This window comes from Neptunomonas antarctica, assembly GCF_001305295.1.
GTDB lineage: Bacteria > Pseudomonadota > Gammaproteobacteria > Pseudomonadales > Balneatricaceae > Neptunomonas > Neptunomonas antarctica.
Genome location: NZ_LJSI01000015.1, coordinates 43477 through 62400, shown reverse-complemented (window position 1 = coordinate 62400; position 18924 = coordinate 43477). Strand labels below are relative to the sequence as shown.

Sequence of the window (18924 nt, the reverse complement as noted above, 5' to 3'; positions counted from 1 at the left end):
GGTGGTAAAAATCCTGACTATCACCAATCAGAAAGGTGGCGTAGGTAAAACAACTACCTGCGTGAATCTGGCTGCTTCGCTTGGGGCAACCAAAAAGCGTGTGTTAATGGTTGATCTGGATCCGCAAGGCAACGCGACTATGGGTAGCGGTGTCGACAAGCATGAATTAGAGCATTCTGCTTATGAGCTGCTGATAGGTACATCATCCGCTAAAGAAGCCATCATTAAAAATCCGAAGATTGGATATGATGTCATTGGTTCGAACGGAGATTTGACAGCGGCTGAAGTAGAGCTGCTGCAGCTACCCCGACGTGAATTTCGCTTAAAAGCGGCGTTGGCGCCTGTTCTGGATGATTATGATTTTATACTGATTGATAATCCTCCTTCATTGAATTTACTCACAGTGAATGCGCTGGCGGCATCTTCGGGGGTCATTATTCCCATGCAATGTGAATATTATGCGCTGGAAGGGATCAGCTCATTAATTGGTACTATTGATAAAATTAATCAGCGCCTGAATCCAACGCTTCGCATTGAAGGAATTTTGCGTACCATGTTTGATCCTCGCATGAGTCTGACCAAAGACGTTTCAAACCACTTGGTAGATTATTTCGGTGATAAAGTATATCGCACTGTTATTCCACGTAATGTCCGTTTAGCAGAAGCGCCTTCACATGGTTTACCCGTGCTGTTTTACGATAAGAATTCACGTGGATCTGTTGCTTATCTGGCACTGGCCGGTGAATTGATTAGGAAAACCGCACAAGAATTAAAGAAAGCTCAGGATGCCGAGCAACAGGAAGCAGAGTAATGGTGAAAAAAAGAGGTTTAGGTCGCGGACTAGATGCATTGTTGGCCGGCATTAACAGTGATGATGAGAGCCCTGTTGCACAGCAAGCTGTTATCGAGAGTGATGGTTACCGTTTGATGTCTGTTCATAAAATACAACGTGGCCGTTATCAGCCTCGTCGTGATCTGGAACCTGCTGCACTGGAAGATCTGGCCAACTCTATTCGTGTTCAGGGTGTTATGCAGCCCATCATCATTCGGGCTGTTGATGATGATCGTTATGAAATCATTGCCGGAGAACGTCGCTGGAGAGCATCCCAGATGGCTGGACTTGATGAAATCCCTGTTGTTATTAAGAATGTGCCTGATGAAGCAGCAATAGCGATGGCATTGATAGAAAACATCCAGCGTGAAGATCTTAATCCGATGGAAGAGGCCATTGCGCTGCAGCGCTTACAAGATGAGTTTGAACTGACGCAGCAAGAAGTAGCTAATGCTGTTGGTAAATCCCGGTCCGCTGTCACTAATTTACTACGTCTGATGAAATTAACGGATGACGTTAGAAAAATGTTGGAATATGGCGATCTTGAAATGGGTCATGCGCGGGCTTTACTCGGATTGGAAACAGAGCAGCAGGTATCAGCAGCACAGGAAGTCGTGGGTAAAGCGCTGTCCGTTCGACAGACAGAAGAATTGGTTAGAAAATGGCAAACCGGCGAGAATATTAAACCGCTTCGTGAAATAAAAAAGACGGATCCACAGCTGGAGCAGATATCAAGCGATCTCTCACAGCGTTTTTCAGCTAAAGTGTCGATTAATCAAAGTACCAAAGGGAAGGGAAAAATCACCATTGCTTATGACTCGCCAGACGCTTTAGACAACATCCTGAAAAACTGGGCGGAGTGATTTCATTGAATTTAAACGCATTAATTTCCATTTTTATAGGTCTTAAGTATGGTCAACGCTAAGACATTAGTGCAAAACCCTTACTATCAGGTTGAGTCTCAGTGTTTAACCCCATATAATCGGTTCGCTGTTTGGATGCGATGGTGCAAAATGCGCTCCAATACAGTGCAAAAGAGTCTTACTGCACGTGAAAGTGATATATGAACCTGAAGCCAGGTAAGCATATTCAGGCGACACGGCAGCGAGTGGGCAGAATTTTTCTGATCCAGACTCTTATGGTAGTGATAATGGCTGTCATATTTTTATTTTATGATCTGATAGCTGCCTACTCAGTATTGCTGGGAGGCGTTATTTATTTACTGCCTAATAGTTATTTTGCGTGGCGGATATTATTCAGTCAGCAAAATGGCTCGCCAAATAGGGCATTGGCAGATATGTATATCGGCCAAATATGGAAAATGGCGATATCGATAGTGTGTTTTTCCGCTGTCTTTATTCTGGTTCGACCTTTGAGCCCATTTTCTTTATTTGTTACTTTTATTCTGCTTCAGATATCCGGTTGGTATCTACAGATGAAAGTGAATAACCGATTCCTGAAACTTTAAGAAACGAGAGAACTGAGAATGGCTAGCGGAACTGTCACATCCTCAGAATATATATCTCACCACTTGACCAACTTAACGTTTGGCAGCCATCCAGAGCATGGATTGGGTTTTGCACAAACGGCGGTTGAAGCGGCTGAGATGGGATTCTGGGCAATTAATGTCGATACTATGTTGTGGTCTATCGGTCTGGGCGTGTTATTTACCTGGCTGTTTAGTAAGGTTGCTAAATCGGTCACGGCAGGTGTCCCGGGCAACACGCAAAATTTTGTTGAAACACTTATTGAATTCGTTGAAGACAACGTTAATAGTATTTTTCATCATAAAAATGCATTAATTGCGCCTTTGGCTCTGACCATATTCGTCTGGATTTTCCTGATGAATACGATGGATTTGATACCAGTAGACTGGATTCCGTACATTGCCGGGCAAATGGGTATTCACTTTATGAAAGTGGTGCCAACAACCGATATCAATGCCACTATGGGTATGGCGTTGAGCGTCTTCGGTCTGATTCTTTACTACAGCATCAAGATGAAAGGTCTGGGTGGGTTTCTTGGAGAGCTGGCTTTCCAGCCACTGGGTAAATGGATGCTTCCATTCAACCTGTTTCTGGAAATCGTTGGCTTACTCGCAAAACCAATATCTTTGGCATTGCGACTGTTCGGTAACATGTATGCAGGTGAGATGATCTTTATCTTGATCGCTCTGCTGCCGTTTTGGGTTCAGTGGGTTCTTTCTGTACCATGGGCGATTTTCCATATTCTAGTAATTACACTTCAGGCTTTCATCTTCATGGTACTGACTATTGTCTATATGGCCATGGCGCATGAAGAGCATTAAGTCGTAATCGCTGAATAAAAAAAATGATTTCAAAATTTCACTTTAACTTTAACTTTAACTAGCAATTAATCGGAGAAATACTGATGGAAATGGCTTTGCTCTATATCGCTGGTGCACTGATGTTGGGTCTTGGATCCGTGGGTGCGGCAGTTGGTATCGGTATACTTGGCGGTAAATTCCTTGAAGGTGCTGCTCGTCAGCCAGAACTGATTCCGCTTCTGCGTACACAGTTCTTCATCGTAATGGGTCTTGTTGACGCCGTTCCGATGATCGGCGTAGGTCTGGGTCTGTATGTACTGTTCGCTGTTGCAGGCTAATAAGTAGAGATGCAAACCTTTCCCATTTATATGGGTAACTACTTTTTAGATCAACTGCGAGAGGTAATGGCGTGAATATCAATCTAACCATCATTGGTCAGGCCATCGCATTCGCTATCTTTGTTATGTTTTGCATGAAGTATGTATGGCCACCTATTACAGGTGCCCTGGCAGAACGTAAGAAAAAGATTGCTGAAGGTCTGGACGCTGCTGAACGTGCTCAGCGCGATTTAATACTGGCTCAAGAAAAAGCCGTAGAGAATATGCGTGAAAGTAAGGAACAGGCAGCCGCCATCATCGAACAGGCTAATAAGCGGGCTAGTCAGCTAGTCGACGAAGCTAAGGAGCAAGCACGTGTTGAAGCAGATCGCATCAAGACGGCCGCTCAGGCAGAGATCGAACAGGATGTTAACCGTGCGAAAGAAACTCTTCGGAAACAAGTAGCTGCATTAGTAGTTGCCGGTGCTGAAAAGATTCTGGAAAGATCGGTTGACCAAGCAGCCCACGCTCAGCTAGTTGATAAACTAGCAGCGGAGCTTTAAGCGAGGTTTACGATGGCTGAACTCAATACAGTCGCTCGGCCCTATACAAAAGCTGCATTCGAATTCGCTCAGGAAAAGAGTGGATTAGATCAGTGGTCAAAAATGTTATCAACTGTCGCAGCTGTGGCAAATGATAGTGTAATGGCAAATGTTCTGGGTAATCCTGCGCTGACGAGTGAGCAGAAAGCTAGCGCAATAGTATCGGTTTGTGAGGACTATCTGGATCAACCAGGTAAGAATTTCATTCAGTTACTCGCTGTTAATCAGCGTCTTGGTTTACTCCAGGAAATAAATGTGCAGTTTGAGCAGCTCAAAGCGAATTTGCAGAAGTCTGTCGACATCGATGTGACCACTGCATATGAACTGGATGAGCAACAGCAACAGAAATTAACTCAGGCACTCAGCGCTAAGCTGGGTCGTGACGTGACTCTGACATCTACCGTGGATAAATCAATCCTGGGTGGTGTTGTGCTTCGTTCACAAGACCTGGTAATCGACGGCTCAGTTCGCGCCCGTTTGGCGAAACTAGCTGAAGCACTGAATTCCTGAGTATAAGGAATAACCATGCAGCAACTGAATCCATCTGAGATCAGCGAGATTCTCAAGAAGCGCATCGAAAAGCTGGATGTGTCTTCTGAAGCCCGAAATGAGGGCACTATCGTCAGCGTAGCCGATGGTATCATCTTGATCCACGGCCTGGCTGACGTAATGTACGGGGAAATGATCGAATTCCCTGGCGGTATTTACGGTATGGCACTCAACCTAGAGCGTGACTCTGTTGGTGCTGTAGTACTAGGTGATTACCAAAGTCTGGTCGAGGGCATGACTGCCCGTTGTACCGGACGTATCCTTGAAGTACCGGTTGGTCCGGAACTAAGAGGCCGCGTTGTAGACGCGTTGGGTAACCCTATTGACGGAAAAGGCCCTATTGACGCTAAATTAACGGATGCTGTTGAAAAAGTAGCGCCGGGTGTAATTGAGCGTAAATCAGTTGACCAGCCAGTTCAGACCGGTTTGAAAGCAATTGATGCAATGGTACCTGTAGGCCGTGGTCAGCGTGAGCTGATCATCGGTGACCGTCAGATCGGTAAAACAGCGATTGCTATCGATGCGATTATTAACCAGAAAGGAACCGGTGTTACGTGTATTTACGTAGCGATCGGTCAGAAGCAGTCTACTATTTCAAACGTAGTACGTAAGCTGGAAGAGCACGGCGCGATGGCTCACACCATTGTTGTTGCTGCCGGCGCTGCTGATCCTGCACCCATGCAGTTCCTGGCTCCATATTCAGGTTGTTCTATGGGTGAATACTTCCGTGACCGTGGTGAAGATGCGCTGATCGTATACGATGACCTGACTAAACAGGCATGGGCATACCGTCAGATTTCATTGTTGTTACGTCGTCCGCCAGGTCGTGAAGCTTATCCTGGTGACGTATTCTATTTGCATTCTCGTCTACTTGAGCGTTCTGCTCGTGTAAACGCGGACTACGTAGAAAAGTTTACTAACGGTGAAGTTAAAGGCAAAACAGGTTCTTTGACTGCATTGCCTGTCATCGAAACTCAGGGTGGTGATGTTTCAGCTTTCATACCAACCAACGTTATTTCCATTACTGATGGTCAGATCTTCCTGGAAAGCAGCCTGTTTAACGCAGGTGTACGTCCGGCGATCAACGCTGGTTTGTCTGTATCCCGTGTAGGTGGTGCAGCGCAGACTAAGATCATCAAGAAGTTGGGTGGTGGTGTTCGTTTGGCTTTGGCTCAGTATCGTGAATTGGCTGCATTTGCGCAGTTTGCATCAGATCTTGATGATGTAACTCGTGCTCAGTTGGAACACGGTCAGGCTGTAACTGAACTAATGAAGCAGAAACAGTATTCACCAATGTCTGTAGCTGAAATGGGCTTAAGTCTGTTCGCTGCAAACGAAGGTTTCCTGAAAGACGTTGAAATTAACAAAATCGGCAGCTTTGAATCTGCTCTGATCTCTTTCTTCGGCAGCGAATACGCTGATCTGATGGATGATATCAATAAGAGCGGTAGTTACAGCGATGAAATTGCTGCGAAGTTCAAAGCGGGTATTGATAAGTTCAAGTCAACTCAGACTTGGTAAGCACTCTATGAGTGGTGGCCTGCATATAATTGCAGGCCTTTACTGAGTTAAGGTTATATAGGCGGAACTATGGCAGTCGGAAAAGAGATTAAGACGCAAATAGCGAGTATCAGTAGCACGCGCAAAATTACCAGCGCCATGGAAATGGTTGCTGCGTCAAAGATGCGCAAAGCTCAGGATCGCATGCATTCTTCCCGCCCGTACGCTCGCAGTATCCGTGGTGTTATTCAGCATTTGTCAAAATCAAATCCTGAATACAAGCATCTTTATATGCAGGAACGCGAAGTCAAACGTGTTGGTTATATAGTAGTAGCAACCGACCGTGGTCTTTGTGGTGGTTTGAACGGGAATGCGTTCAAAAAAACCATGCTGAGTATGAAAGAGTTCAACGACAAAGGCGTCGAAATTGACGTCTGTGCTTTAGGATCTAAAGCAGTGTCTTTTTTTAAGACGTACGGTGGTAACGTAGTAGCAGCCAAAACCCATTTGGGTGATCAGCCAGAAGTAACGGATCTGATTGGTGCTGTGAAAGTTATGCTGGACTCTTTTGCAGAGGGCAAGCTGGATCGACTGTACGTTGTGGCAAATACATTTGTGAACACAATGACGCAGAAGCCAATGGTTGAGCAAGTGCTTCCACTGAAAACAGAAGACGATGAGGCGCTGCTGAATCACCAATGGGACTATATTTATGAACCTGACGCTAAAGAATTGCTGAATAGCCTTCTTACGCGTTATGTTGAGTCCGAAGTGTATCAGGCAGTAGTTGAGAATAACGCCTGTGAACAGGCTGCACGGATGCTGGCAATGAAAAGTGCAACTGACAATGCCGGCGATATTATTGACGAGCTTCAAATGATCTATAACAAGGCTCGTCAGGCGGCAATTACTCAGGAAATATCTGAAATTGTTAGTGGTGCTGCGGCTGTTTAATGCGGTGAACGGGTTAAAAATTTATGAGGATCCGAACATGAGTAGCGGACAAATTGTTCAGATTATAGGCGCGATTGTCGATGTGGAATTCCCACGTGACAGCGTACCTAAAATTTACGACGCGCTGACCGTTTCAAAAAATGGTCTGACACTTGAAGTTCAGCAGCAGCTGGGTGACGGTGTTGTACGTGCGATCGCAATGGGTCAGACCGAAGGCATTAGCCGCGGTTTAGATGTAGAAAATAGTGGTGCTCCAATTTCTGTACCGGTCGGTACAGCGACATTGGGTCGCATTATGGATGTATTAGGTAACCCAATCGATGATTGCGGTCCTATCGGTGAAGAAGAGCGTATGCCTATTCACCGTAAGGCCCCTTCTTACGCGGACCAGTCAGCTTCTAGTGAGCTGTTGGAAACCGGTATCAAGGTAATCGATCTGGTATGCCCATTCGCCAAAGGTGGTAAAGTTGGTCTGTTCGGTGGTGCCGGTGTTGGTAAAACCGTAAACATGATGGAGCTTATCCGTAACATCGCTATTGAGCACTCAGGTTTCTCAGTATTTGCTGGTGTTGGTGAGCGTACTCGTGAAGGCAACGACTTTTACTTCGAGATGAAAGAGTCCAATGTATTGGATAAAGTATCTCTGGTTTATGGTCAGATGAATGAGCCACCCGGAAACCGTCTGCGCGTAGCGCTGACTGGCTTGACGATGGCTGAAAAATTCCGTGACGAAGGTCGTGACGTACTGTTGTTTGTCGACAACATTTACCGTTACACACTGGCAGGAACTGAAGTATCAGCTCTGTTAGGTCGTATGCCTTCAGCAGTAGGTTACCAGCCTACTCTAGCGGAAGAGATGGGTGTTTTGCAGGAACGTATTACGTCAACTCATACTGGTTCTATCACGTCTATTCAGGCGGTATATGTACCAGCGGATGATTTAACGGATCCATCACCAGCAACTACCTTCTCCCACCTTGATGCGACTGTTGTATTGTCTCGTCAGATCGCAGAGCTCGGTATTTATCCGGCAATCGATCCTTTGGATTCCTCTTCACGTCAGTTGGATCCACTGGTTATCGGTCAGGAACATTATGACATTGCTCGTAATGTACAGGGTGTTCTTCAGCGCTATAAAGAGCTGAAAGACATCATTGCTATCCTGGGTATGGATGAGTTATCTGAAGAAGATAGACAGGTTGTTACGCGTGCTCGTAAGATCCAGCGTTTCTTGTCTCAGCCATTCTTCGTAGCAGAAGTATTCACCGGTTCTCCAGGTAAATACGTTTCCTTGAAAGACACTATCCGTGGCTTTAAAGGAATTCTGGAGGGTGAATTTGATTCACTACCAGAACAGGCGTTCTACATGGTTGGCGGCATCGAAGAAGCTGTTGAGAAAGCCAAAAACATGTAATTGTTTTTGGTAAACCTTTAGAAGGAACACAACATGGCTATGACTGTTCATTGCGATATCGTAAGTGCTGAAGAAGAGATCTTCTCTGGTTTGATCGAGTTCGTATCAGTAACAGGTAGCCTGGGTGATCTGGGTATCTACCCAGGTCACGCTCCGCTTCTGACGGAACTAAAACCAGGCCCTGTAGAAATGCGTAAGCAGGGCGGCGAACAGGATATCTTCTACGTATCTGGCGGCTTCCTTGAAGTTCAGCCTAGCAAGGTTATCATTTTGGCAGATACTGCATTGCATGCAGCTGATCTGGACGAAGCGGCAGCTCTTGAAGCGCAGAAGCATGCTGAACAAGCGATGGGTGATAAGCAGAGCGAATTCGAATACGGTCGCGCTGCAACTCAACTGGCTGAAGCGGCGGCTCAAATCCGTACGCTGCAGCAAATTCGCAAAAAGCTCGGTAAATAAGACTGACGTCGTTGAGTTACAATCGAATAAAAAGGCAGCTTAGGCTGCCTTTTTTTGTGTCTTTTTTATAACATTTTCCAGAGTGTATCGAAAATTATTTGTTGAGCACCTGCGACTTCCTTAGAATCAATCAGTACGGCAGTGGGGTAGTTGTTGGATGCCAAAGAGATAATGGCACACTTAGGTGGATAGATCGCAATATAGGCGGCATCGACAGTGCCTTCTGTTTTTATCCATTTCCTTTCAGACAGTCCAGCGTCTTCACCTCCTTCACCAATAGCTATAACCCTAACGCCAATCTCTTTTTGGATGCGTTGAGCCGTGTAATTCGGGAAAGGTCTGTATAGGTGTGAGCGGATAGGTTTAGAAGAAAAAACTGAATATTGACGTTCAGTGCTCTGAGATACGCTACTGAGAATATCTCTGAGAACAAACTCTATTCCATCATCTCCCTCATAAAATTGAACATTGGCGGTGGTGAAGTCCGGTTTAAGGTGATTAAGCTCGGGAATGATAGTGCTTTTTAATTGTTGTATTGCATTTTCGAGTTCAAACTGGCGTTGTTCCGCTAATTGCAGCAGTACTTCAGGGTTTCGTGGCGAAAACAGACGCCGTTTCCCTTTTGGTAAATAGCTGACAATCCCTTTTTGTAATAGTCCTTTCAGACAATCATAAGTGGTGCCACGGTTGATATTAGCTTTATCGGCAATAGTCCTGATTGGGCTGGGCCCTAGCGACAGCAATGCACGATAAACAGTAATTTCACGTTGCTCTAATCCGAGCCTTTCAAGTGCTGAATTTTGCATTTGTCAAAATTTTCCTGACAAAAAGTATTGTATAAAGTCGGGTATCATATAGATTAACTGCCATTAAATAAAATATGTTAATAGCGCATCATTTCAGATGTTACAGGATTAGGTAATGACAACGGATATTGTAATTCTTGCAGCAGGACAGGGAAGCAGAATGAAATCTTCCTTGCCAAAAGTACTTCATGCCGTGGCTGGAAAGCCAATGGTTAAACATGTGCTTGATCAAGCCCGGAATATAAAGGGTGCGAGCGTACATGTTGTTATCGGACATGGTGCCGAGCTACTACAGGGTGCTTTATCAGAAGAACGGGTAACCTTTACTTTGCAAGAACAACAATTGGGCACCGGGCATGCCGTAGCTCAGGCGCTTCCTAATGTTGATCCTGAGGGCGTTACCTTAATACTCTACGGTGATGTTCCTCTGACACGTGTTGATACCATGCAGCAACTAGTATCTAGCGCGGTTGCAGGGCATCTGGGTTTATTGACAGTTCATTTACAGCAGCCTGCAGGCTATGGCCGAATCATCCGTAACGCTACTAATGACGTCATAGCGATTGTTGAGCAGAAAGATGCATCGGCTGCTCAACTGCTTATTACTGAAGTGAATACCGGTATTATGGCCGTACCTACCCATTTACTGTTGAAATGGCTTCCTCTGTTATCTGCTAATAATGCGCAAGGTGAGTATTACCTGACAGATATTATTGCCATGGCAGCAGAACAGGGCATCTCTATTGAAACGCAACATCCGGCTTGTGAGCAGGAAGTGCAGGGCGTTAATAATCGTGTTCAGCTGGCAGAACTGGAGCGTTGGTATCAATTACAGCAAGCACAGCTGTTAATGCTTGATGGTGCAACATTGGCAGATCCTTCGCGTGTCGATATCAGAGGTAAAGTGACCGTCGCGGGTGATGTTATTATCGATATTAACGTAGTGTTTGAAGGTGATGTTGTTTTGGAGCGTGGCGTGGTTATTGAACCAAACTGCATCATCAAAAATTCAGTGATTGGTGAAAATTCGCGCATTAAGGCAAATACCATTATTGAAGAGTCCACTATTGGAGCTTGTTGTGATGTGGGTCCTTTTGCGAGAATTCGCCCGGGTACACAGATGGCATCTGGCGCAAAAGTGGGTAACTTTGTTGAAACCAAGAAAGCCATTATTGGTGAAGGTTCAAAGATTAGTCATCTGAGCTATGTGGGTGATGCAATTATCGGTAAAAATACAAATATTGGTGCCGGTACCATTACCTGTAATTATGATGGTGTGAATAAATCGTTAACTGATATTGGTGACAATGTGTTTATCGGCTCTAATACCTCTTTAGTTGCGCCTGTTAAGGTTGGTTCAGGGGCCACAGTCGGTGCCGGCTCTACTATCACAAAAGAAGTAGCTGACAGCCATTTGGCCGTCGCTCGCGGTAAACAAACGAACCTGTCTAACTGGCAGCGCCCAGTCAAGAAAAGCTAAGGAGAAGCAATTATGTGCGGCATTGTTGGAGCAACGGCTGAGCGTTCAGTATCAGGTATTTTATTAGAAGGTCTCCGCCGTTTAGAATACAGAGGTTACGATTCTGCAGGTATGGCTGTCTGGAATGGCGAGTCTATTCAGCGTTTGCGGCGTGCAGGCAAAGTACAGTCATTGGCGGATGCACTAGAAGCTCAGCCTTTGCCAGGTTCGGCGGGTATTGCACATACCCGCTGGGCGACGCATGGCAAGCCTACGGAACACAATGCTCACCCGCACATGTCAGGCAGTGCACTGGCCGTAGTGCATAACGGCATCATTGAAAATTTCGAACAACTTAAAGCTGAGTTAATGGCTGCTGGATATTTGTTCACGTCTGAAACAGATACTGAAGTCATTGCGCATTTACTTGACCGGGCAATCAAAGCGGGTGCCGATCATCTTACGGCGGTTAAGCAAACCGTTGCTTCATTGGAAGGCGCTTTTGCATTAGGCGTTATTCATGAAGATAAACCAGGAGAGCTGATTGTTGCGAGACAGGGCAGCCCTTTGGTTATTGGTGTGGGAATTGGCGAAAACTTTATAGCCTCCGATCAATTAGCTCTATTGCCCGTTACCGATCGGTTTATGTTTCTCGAAGAGGGCGATATGGCTCTGTTGACCCGAGATGAAATCACGGTGTGGGATGTGCTTGGAAATTCTGTTGAGCGCGCCGTTTCTCAATACGAACACGGTATTTCCGCTGCAGATAAAGGTCAATTTAAACATTTCATGTTGAAAGAGATCTATGAGCAACCCGCCGTAACGCTGGCCGCTTTCCAAGATCGTATACAGGATGCAATGGTCAATGAACGAGCTTTTGGCGAACAGGCCAGTGCTATCTTTGATCAGGTGAAACAGATTCAGATCATTGCCTGTGGTACCAGTTACCATGCGGGTATGATTGCTAAATATTGGATGGAAGGTTTAGCAGGCATACCTTGTCATGTGGAAGTGGCGAGTGAGTATCGCTATCGTCCGGTGGTGATTCAGGCGGGAACATTATTTGTTTCCATTTCCCAGTCGGGAGAAACGGCCGATACACTGGCGGCTTTACGCGATGTAAAAGATCAGATACTGGCCAGTCTGACCATCTGTAATGTTCCTGGTAGCTCATTGGTGCGAGAGTCAGACCTGTTTCTGATGACCAATGCCGGCCCCGAGATAGGGGTTGCCTCAACAAAAGCCTTTACGACGCAGTTAGTCTGTCTTTTGTTAACGACCGTCGTGATCGGCCGTCGTTTTAACATGACGCAAGCGAAAGAGCGCCAAATAGTTGAATCTATTATGCTGCTTCCTGCACTGATAGAGCAGGCGCTGGCAATGGATGTTGATATTGAAAAGATGTCGCAAGCGTTTGCTGAAAAACATCACTCTTTGTTTCTGGGACGTGGAACGCTTTATCCGGTTGCGATGGAAGGTGCTCTTAAATTAAAAGAGATCTCTTACATACATGCCGAAGCTTACCCCGCCGGTGAGTTGAAACACGGCCCGTTAGCATTGGTAGATAAAGATATGCCAGTAGTGGCTGTTGCGCCACGAAACGACATGCTGGATAAACTCAAAGCGAATTTACAGGAAGTGAGTGCTCGCGGTGGAGAGCTTTTCGTATTTGCAGGTTGCACCCAAAAAGTTCAGGCTGGAGATGGTATCCACGTATTAGGGATGCCAGAAATGCCAGAAATACTTGAGCCTATTGTCTACACCATTCCACTGCAATTGTTGTCGTATCATGTTGCTGTATTAAAAGGTACGGATGTTGATCAGCCGCGTAATCTGGCAAAATCAGTAACGGTAGAATAACACTCCCTGACTTTCTGAATAATTGATAGTGAAGAATAAAGTCTGTCGGAACCTTTAATTATCAAAGTGGTAATTAAAGGTTTACTAGGTGGATGACAATTGAAAATGAAAGATCAAAAAAAGCCGACTTGAGCGTAGATAGTGAAATTGCATCATACGGCGTAGTTGTTTTTCGGAAAAATCTCGCCCAAAATCATTTGTTAATTGTCGCGCCGGTGCAGCGACAATCTGCTTGCCGTATTCGCACGCTCACTGCCCAGTGTTTCTTGAATATAGGTTTTTGTCAGGTAATTGTTAACTTAATCGTATGTTCCATAGCAAAAGCTTTATAGTTTTTTTGACCAAATCAGTACTATGTGTATAGTAAACAACGCCAGACATGACTTATAAATCAGTCTGTTATTTGTTATATCGCCATTTAATCCGGAGTTACCCCCTCATATGAACCTGCTATGGGTCGTACTACTACCCCTTATTGGCACATTAGTCCCTTTGTTTACAGAGCGTTTCGGCCGCAATATCTGTACTTTATCCGTTGCATTATTACCCGCCTGGTCACTCATTCTAGTACTCATGTATGCAGTGGATATATTTGATGGTCAAGCCATTCGGCAAACCATTGAATGGATTCCCGCTATAGGGCTGGATCTTTCATTTCGGCTCGATGGATTGTCACTACTGTTTTTATTATTGATACTCGGCATTGGACTGCTGGTAATTCTATATGCCCGGTACTATCTGTCAGCAAAAGACTCGATGGGACATTTCTATGCTTACCTGATCCTATTTATGAGCGCGATGGTCGGTATTGTCATATCAAATAACTTGATTCAATTATGGATGTTCTGGGAATTAACCAGTATCAGCTCTTTTTTACTGATCAGCTTTTGGTCTCATAAATCAGAGGCCCGAAAAGGCGCGAGAATGGCCCTAACAGTGACAGGAGCTGGTGGACTTGCTCTACTCGCAGGGCTATTGCTGATCGGCAATATGGTCGATAGTTATGACCTCGATACGGTATTAGCGAGTGGTGACCTAATTCGATCACACGCCGCTTATCCAGTAGCATTAGTATTGGTACTGTTAGGTGCATTCACAAAATCAGCACAATTCCCATTTCATTTTTGGTTACCCCATGCCATGTCGGCACCTACACCGGTAAGTGCCTACCTACATTCCGCCACTATGGTAAAGGCGGGTATTTTCCTCATGGCTCGTTTTTATCCCGCATTGGCTGGTACGGACCTGTGGTTTATGATTGTTAGTCTAACCGGGTTGATAACACTACTTATAGGTGCATATGTCGCCCTATTTAAGCATGATCTAAAAGGCCTTCTTGCTTATTCGACGATTAGCCATCTAGGGCTTATTACTCTTCTATTAGGTCTTAACTCGGATCTTGCCGCAGTCGCGGCTGTATTCCATATTATCAACCACGCTATCTTTAAAGCTTCGTTGTTTATGGCTGCCGGAATCATTGATCACGAGTCTGGCTCACGGGATATGCGCAAGCTCAATGGCCTGATGAAATACATGCCCTATACCGCGACACTGGCCATCGTCGCGGCGCTATCAATGGCGGGCGTCCCTTTATTGAATGGCTTTCTGTCAAAAGAGATGTTTTTTGCTGAAACCCTTAACCAAAGTACGCTGGGCTCTCTGTCTTGGATGATTCCGCTGTTAGCCACAGTCGGCGCTGCGTTTTCTGTCGCCTACTCATTACGCTTCATTCATGATGTATTCTTTAACGGTGAGCCGATAGACCTTCCTAAAACCCCAAAAGAACCTCCGCGTTATATGAAGGTGCCGGTCGAGATTCTGGTAGGCCTCTGTTTACTGGTGGGGATATTCCCTGCCTATGTTGTCGGTGACCTATTGCATGTCGCCTCTTCTGCAGTGTTGACTCATGATGTCCCTGTTCACAGTTTGGCTATATGGCACGGATTTAACATACCATTGTTCATGAGCTTCCTCGCCATGGTGGGAGGCGCAACTATTTACTACAACCGACGTCATCTTTTCCAGTTTCAATCACAATTCGATGAGCCTGATGCAAAACATATCTTTGAAGGCGTTGTTCAATCGATCGTCAACGCTTCTGAGCGCATTATAAGCGCCTTGGAAAATGGCTCTTTGCAACGGTATATCTTTTTACTGTTGTTATTCACATTGGTCATGGCGGGATTACCCCTGCTTGACCTGGTTCAGAACACAGGCTCACGCCCTCAAATCCCGCTTGACGGTGTAACCGTCACCGGGGCCGTGCTATTGGTATTGAGTGCCATCGCAACCGTAATATGGTACAGACGGCGATTTCTTGCGCTGATATTTTTGTCTGTTGTGGGGTTAATGGTATCGCTGATATTTGCTAAATTTTCAGCACCAGATTTAGCCCTGACGCAACTATCAGTTGAAATAGTCACCATTATTTTGTTACTTCTCGCGCTATTCTTTTTACCGCAAAGTACACAGAAAGAGTCAACTAACAGGCGTTTAAGCGGAGATTTATTAATTTCAGGGCTATTAGGTTGCGTCATAGGCACTATCTGTTTCGCCATGCTCACAACGCCTTTGGATACGATTTCAGACTTCTTCTTAGCCAACAGTAAAACCGGTGGCGGTGGAACCAATGTGGTGAATGTCATTTTGGTCGATTTCAGAGGCTTCGACACACTCGGTGAAATTACCGTACTGGGTATTGCCGCATTAGGGATTTTTAAACTGATTGCCAAAATGCGTATCTACATGCCTGTACGTGACGACGACGGACGCGCCTGGAGTAATGATCCTCATCCTATGATGCTTGAAATGGTGTCACAGAGCCTTCTTCCTTTAGCGATACTGGTATCCGTTTATATTTTCTTACGTGGCCATAACGTACCCGGTGGTGGCTTTATTGCCGGTCTTATTACCGCCGTGGCGATTATTCAGCAATATATTGCACACGGTGTTCAGTGGATCAAACCTCGAATCAAAATCGACTACCAATGGCTCATTGCCGGCGGGATATTAATTGCGACCACGACAGGCTTAGGCAGCTGGATATTTGACAAACCATTCCTGAGCACTTGGTTTGATCACTTCAATTTACCCTGGATTGGAGAGTTCGAACTCGCCAGTGCTATGTTGTTCGATTTAGGCGTTTACCTAACGGTCGTGGGCTCTGTGATGTTAATACTGGCAAATTTGGGCAAGCTAACCACTAGCGAACGCTTTGAAATGAAGGAGAACGATTAATGGAAGCGATTTATGCGTTCTGTGTTGGTGTATTGACTACGTGTGGTTTTTTTCTCGTACTAAGAGGACGGACATTCACCGTTGTCATTGGTTTAACCCTGCTGTCGTACGCAGTAAACTTGTTTCTATTCGCCAGTGGCCGCCTAAAACTCAATGGTGCGGCAGTACTTGGAAAATCCGCTGAATACAGTGACCCATTACCGCAAGCACTGGTATTAACCGCTATTGTAATCGGCTTTGCCATGACGGCATTTGTGGTGATATTAGCAATGCGCTCACGAGCGGACCAAGGGGATGATCATGTAGACGGTCAAATGCCCGACCAGCCCCGCCGACTCAGTGTTTCAGATAAGAGGAATGGTTAATGCAACACTTAGCTATTTTTCCCATTTTATTACCGATGCTGGCGGCAGTCTTTATGCTACTGCCGCCGTTAAGTAACTCCATCACACGACAGCGTATTTTTGCCGTTTCGATCATGCTTCTTCTCGTCACAGTATCTGCTTTGCTTTTGCTCACCAGCCATCAGCAGGGAACCCAGTTGTACATATTGGGTGGCTGGCAACCGCCTTTCGGGATCACTCTGGTCGGCGACAGACTATCAACCATGATGGTATTGCTAACCTCGGTGCTTGGATTGTGTGCACAGTTATATGCCTGTGCAGGAGAAGATAAAGATGGCATGTATTTTCACCCACTTTTTATGTTCCAGATCATGGGGGTTAATGGTGCGTTTCTAACAGGGGATATTTTTAATCTGTTTGTTTTCTTTGAAGTGCTGCTGATTGCTTCTTATGCCCTATTGATACATGGCGGCGGTAAACAGAAAACCAAAATGAATGTGCATTATGTGATTCTTAACTTAGTCGGCTCGAGTATCTTCCTGTTTGCACTGGGTATTTTATACGGCACCATCGGCTCACTTAATATCGCCGACATGGCCAACAAAATAAGGTTTTTAGACGAACATGAACAAGCCTTAGCGAAAGCCGGCGGTCTATTATTGTTGGTAGTATTTGGGCTAAAAGCGGCTTTGCTGCCATTGCATTTTTGGCTACCCAAAACCTATGCAGCAGCCAGTGCTCCGGTTGCAGCACTCTTCGCCATTATGACCAAGGTAGGTGTTTACAGTATTTTACGTGTACACACGACCATCTTTGGCGAAGATGCCGGAGCCCTTGCCAGTATTGCCATTCCTTGGTTATGGCCATTGGCGCTGTTAACGTTAACCATGGGAGCCATCGGTGTACTTGCCAGCCCGAGCTTAAGGCTAACCGCTGCCAATTTAGTCATCGTCTCGGTAGGGACACTTATGCTGGCGATTGCCATGCAACGTGAATCAGCCACCTCAGCAGCGCTTTACTATATGATGCATACGACTTTGGTGACAGGCGCACTATTCCTGATCGCAGATCTCATTAGTAAGCAACGAGGCAAAGCCGAAGATCGCTATGTGATCGCGCGCAAAATGAGGTATGGAAAATTCATAGGCATTGCGTTCTTTATTGCCGCACTCACGTCAGTGGGTATGCCACCCTTATCAGGTTTTGTGGGCAAAATACTGATATTACAAGCCACTCAAGGCTTAGCTGAAACGGCTTGGGTATGGGCGGTCGTGCTGCTAGCAGGGCTAGCGTCGATGGTAGCCATATCCCGTGCGGGTACCACTATTTTCTGGCGAGCTGCAGGAGAAAATACCAATAATGAGAAGATCTCCCCGCTGAAGATTATCGCCGTTGTTTTATTACTCTCTGCATCACCGCTGTTGGTCGTGTTTGGGGGGGCTGTTACAGACTATACCAATCTAGCAGCGGCTCAACTGCATAACTCGGTCCCAACAGTGACTGCTCTACTTCCAGGAGGGAATGAATAATGACAACTAAACCGAGTTTTCATTTATTACCCATGCCCATGCACTCGGTTATCCTTTTTATTGCCTGGCTATTGCTGAATAATACTGTCGCACCTGGCCACTTAGTATTAGGGGCGTTTTTGGCAATCGCCATTCCTTTACTGACATCGGGTATGCAAGACCCGCAACCCGGCTTTCGTAAGCCAATAGCGACCATTCGCTATGTATTAATGGTGATCTTTGACATTATTGTGGCTAATTTTGAGGTCGCGGTATTAGTAATAGGCCCTGCTAAAAAACTGCAGCCTGCCTTTGTCGCCATCCCACTGGATATCGAACATGAACTTCCGATCACTATACTGGCCAGTACGGTCTCTTTAACACCTGGCACCGTTAGCGCAGAAATTTCCGAAGACAAAAAATGGCTCTATGTACATGTGCTTAATCTGACGAATGAAGAAGAGCTTATCGCCTTAATCAAACATCGCTATGAGAGACCACTTAAGGAGATTTTCAAATGCTAAGTACCGCAATAGTGATTGCAACCACGCTAGTCTGCATCGCCTTAATCCTCAACTTATGGCGGTTGTTTATTGGGCCAGGCAGACCTGACCGCATTCTGGCACTCGACACCATGTACATTAATAGCATTGCGTTGATCATATTGTTTGGCATTTATTCAGGTACAACCCTGTATTTTGAGGCTGCATTGTTAATTGCCATGCTGGGGTTTGTGAGTACCGCTGCCATGTGCAAATACATTTTACGTGGCGATCTGATCGAATAAGCAGTCACT

Annotated in this window: 20 protein-coding genes; 19 read left to right on the top strand and 1 reads right to left on the bottom strand. The window is 45.6% G+C overall.

The genetic code is table 11. The annotated features are described in order from the left end of the window. Nucleotide 1: 1 nt before the first annotated feature. The 11 genes from Nant_RS00610 (at nucleotide 2) to Nant_RS00560 (ending at nucleotide 8914) form a co-directional block, all read left to right on the top strand. The gene (locus Nant_RS00610) at nucleotides 2-811 is read left to right on the top strand and encodes a ParA family protein (protein WP_054339704.1); all 810 of its coding nucleotides are present in this window, start codon (nucleotides 2-4) and stop codon (nucleotides 809-811) included. Beyond that, complete coding sequence (locus tag Nant_RS00605; RefSeq protein WP_054339703.1) at nucleotides 811-1695, top strand: ParB/RepB/Spo0J family partition protein; 885 nt, start codon at nucleotides 811-813, stop codon at nucleotides 1693-1695. The genes Nant_RS00610 and Nant_RS00605 overlap by 1 nt, the downstream gene beginning before the upstream one ends. A 200-nt stretch (nucleotides 1696-1895) precedes the next feature. Beyond that, nucleotides 1896-2300, top strand: coding sequence for an ATP synthase subunit I (locus Nant_RS00600; protein ID WP_054339702.1), 405 nt, complete (start codon nucleotides 1896-1898; stop codon nucleotides 2298-2300). Nucleotides 2301-2318: 18 nt separating this feature from the next. Next, nucleotides 2319-3140 carry a F0F1 ATP synthase subunit A gene (atpB, locus tag Nant_RS00595; protein ID WP_054339701.1) on the top strand — a complete coding sequence of 274 codons (822 nt, stop codon included), beginning with the start codon at nucleotides 2319-2321 and terminating at the stop codon, nucleotides 3138-3140. Between the two features lie 89 nt (nucleotides 3141-3229). Beyond that, the gene (gene atpE / locus Nant_RS00590; protein ID WP_425319937.1) at nucleotides 3230-3457 is read left to right on the top strand and encodes a F0F1 ATP synthase subunit C; all 228 of its coding nucleotides are present in this window, start codon (nucleotides 3230-3232) and stop codon (nucleotides 3455-3457) included. A 71-nt stretch (nucleotides 3458-3528) separates the two neighbouring features. Further along, entirely contained in the window at nucleotides 3529-3999 is a 471-nt protein-coding gene (locus Nant_RS00585; RefSeq protein ID WP_054339700.1) for a F0F1 ATP synthase subunit B, read from the top strand. 12 nt (nucleotides 4000-4011) lie between these two features. Beyond that, nucleotides 4012-4548, top strand: a complete 537-nt coding sequence (locus Nant_RS00580; RefSeq protein ID WP_054339699.1) for a F0F1 ATP synthase subunit delta — start codon at nucleotides 4012-4014, stop codon at nucleotides 4546-4548. A gap of 15 nt (nucleotides 4549-4563) precedes the next feature. Next, nucleotides 4564-6108 carry a F0F1 ATP synthase subunit alpha gene (atpA, locus tag Nant_RS00575; RefSeq protein ID WP_054339698.1) on the top strand — a complete coding sequence of 515 codons (1545 nt, stop codon included), beginning with the start codon at nucleotides 4564-4566 and terminating at the stop codon, nucleotides 6106-6108. Nucleotides 6109-6177: 69 nt separating this feature from the next. After that, entirely contained in the window at nucleotides 6178-7041 is an 864-nt protein-coding gene (atpG, locus tag Nant_RS00570; protein ID WP_054339697.1) for a F0F1 ATP synthase subunit gamma, read from the top strand. A gap of 37 nt (nucleotides 7042-7078) precedes the next feature. After that, on the top strand, nucleotides 7079-8455 hold the full coding sequence (gene atpD / locus Nant_RS00565; RefSeq protein WP_054339828.1) for a F0F1 ATP synthase subunit beta: 1377 nt from the start codon (nucleotides 7079-7081) through the stop codon (nucleotides 8453-8455). Nucleotides 8456-8488: 33 nt separating this feature from the next. After that, a complete protein-coding gene (locus Nant_RS00560; RefSeq protein ID WP_054339696.1) occupies nucleotides 8489-8914 on the top strand; it encodes a F0F1 ATP synthase subunit epsilon in 426 nt (141 codons plus the stop codon). Nucleotides 8915-8979: 65 nt separating this feature from the next. Here the strand turns inward: Nant_RS00560 and Nant_RS00555 are convergent, their stop codons facing one another. Continuing rightward, on the bottom strand, nucleotides 8980-9720 hold the full coding sequence (locus tag Nant_RS00555; protein ID WP_054339695.1) for a TrmB family transcriptional regulator: 741 nt from the start codon (nucleotides 9718-9720) through the stop codon (nucleotides 8980-8982). A gap of 115 nt (nucleotides 9721-9835) precedes the next feature. On the opposite strand from Nant_RS00555, the gene glmU reads away from it, so the two are divergent. The 8 genes from glmU (at nucleotide 9836) to Nant_RS00515 (ending at nucleotide 18915) form a co-directional block, all read left to right on the top strand. Further along, nucleotides 9836-11200 carry a bifunctional UDP-N-acetylglucosamine diphosphorylase/glucosamine-1-phosphate N-acetyltransferase GlmU gene (gene glmU, locus Nant_RS00550; RefSeq protein WP_054339694.1) on the top strand — a complete coding sequence of 455 codons (1365 nt, stop codon included), beginning with the start codon at nucleotides 9836-9838 and terminating at the stop codon, nucleotides 11198-11200. A 12-nt stretch (nucleotides 11201-11212) separates the two neighbouring features. Beyond that, a complete protein-coding gene (glmS, locus tag Nant_RS00545; RefSeq protein ID WP_054339693.1) occupies nucleotides 11213-13039 on the top strand; it encodes a glutamine--fructose-6-phosphate transaminase (isomerizing) in 1827 nt (608 codons plus the stop codon). Between the two features lie 92 nt (nucleotides 13040-13131). Beyond that, nucleotides 13132-13371 carry a hypothetical protein gene (locus Nant_RS21645; RefSeq protein WP_054339692.1) on the top strand — a complete coding sequence of 80 codons (240 nt, stop codon included), beginning with the start codon at nucleotides 13132-13134 and terminating at the stop codon, nucleotides 13369-13371. Nucleotides 13372-13480: 109 nt separating this feature from the next. Continuing rightward, nucleotides 13481-16276, top strand: a complete 2796-nt coding sequence (locus Nant_RS00535) for a monovalent cation/H+ antiporter subunit A (RefSeq protein WP_054339691.1) — start codon at nucleotides 13481-13483, stop codon at nucleotides 16274-16276. Beyond that, nucleotides 16276-16641 (top strand): Na+/H+ antiporter subunit C, encoded by a 366-nt coding sequence (locus Nant_RS00530; RefSeq protein ID WP_054339690.1) that lies wholly within the window; start codon nucleotides 16276-16278, stop codon nucleotides 16639-16641. Before Nant_RS00535 ends, Nant_RS00530 begins: the two co-directional genes overlap by 1 nt. After that, entirely contained in the window at nucleotides 16641-18149 is a 1509-nt protein-coding gene (locus Nant_RS00525) for a monovalent cation/H+ antiporter subunit D (protein WP_054339689.1), read from the top strand. Before Nant_RS00530 ends, Nant_RS00525 begins: the two co-directional genes overlap by 1 nt. Next, nucleotides 18149-18652: a Na+/H+ antiporter subunit E gene (locus Nant_RS00520; protein WP_054339688.1), complete on the top strand. Its 504-nt coding sequence runs from the start codon at nucleotides 18149-18151 to the stop codon at nucleotides 18650-18652. Before Nant_RS00525 ends, Nant_RS00520 begins: the two co-directional genes overlap by 1 nt. Further along, nucleotides 18646-18915: a K+/H+ antiporter subunit F gene (locus tag Nant_RS00515; protein WP_054339687.1), complete on the top strand. Its 270-nt coding sequence runs from the start codon at nucleotides 18646-18648 to the stop codon at nucleotides 18913-18915. Before Nant_RS00520 ends, Nant_RS00515 begins: the two co-directional genes overlap by 7 nt. Nucleotides 18916-18924: the final 9 nt, after the last annotated feature.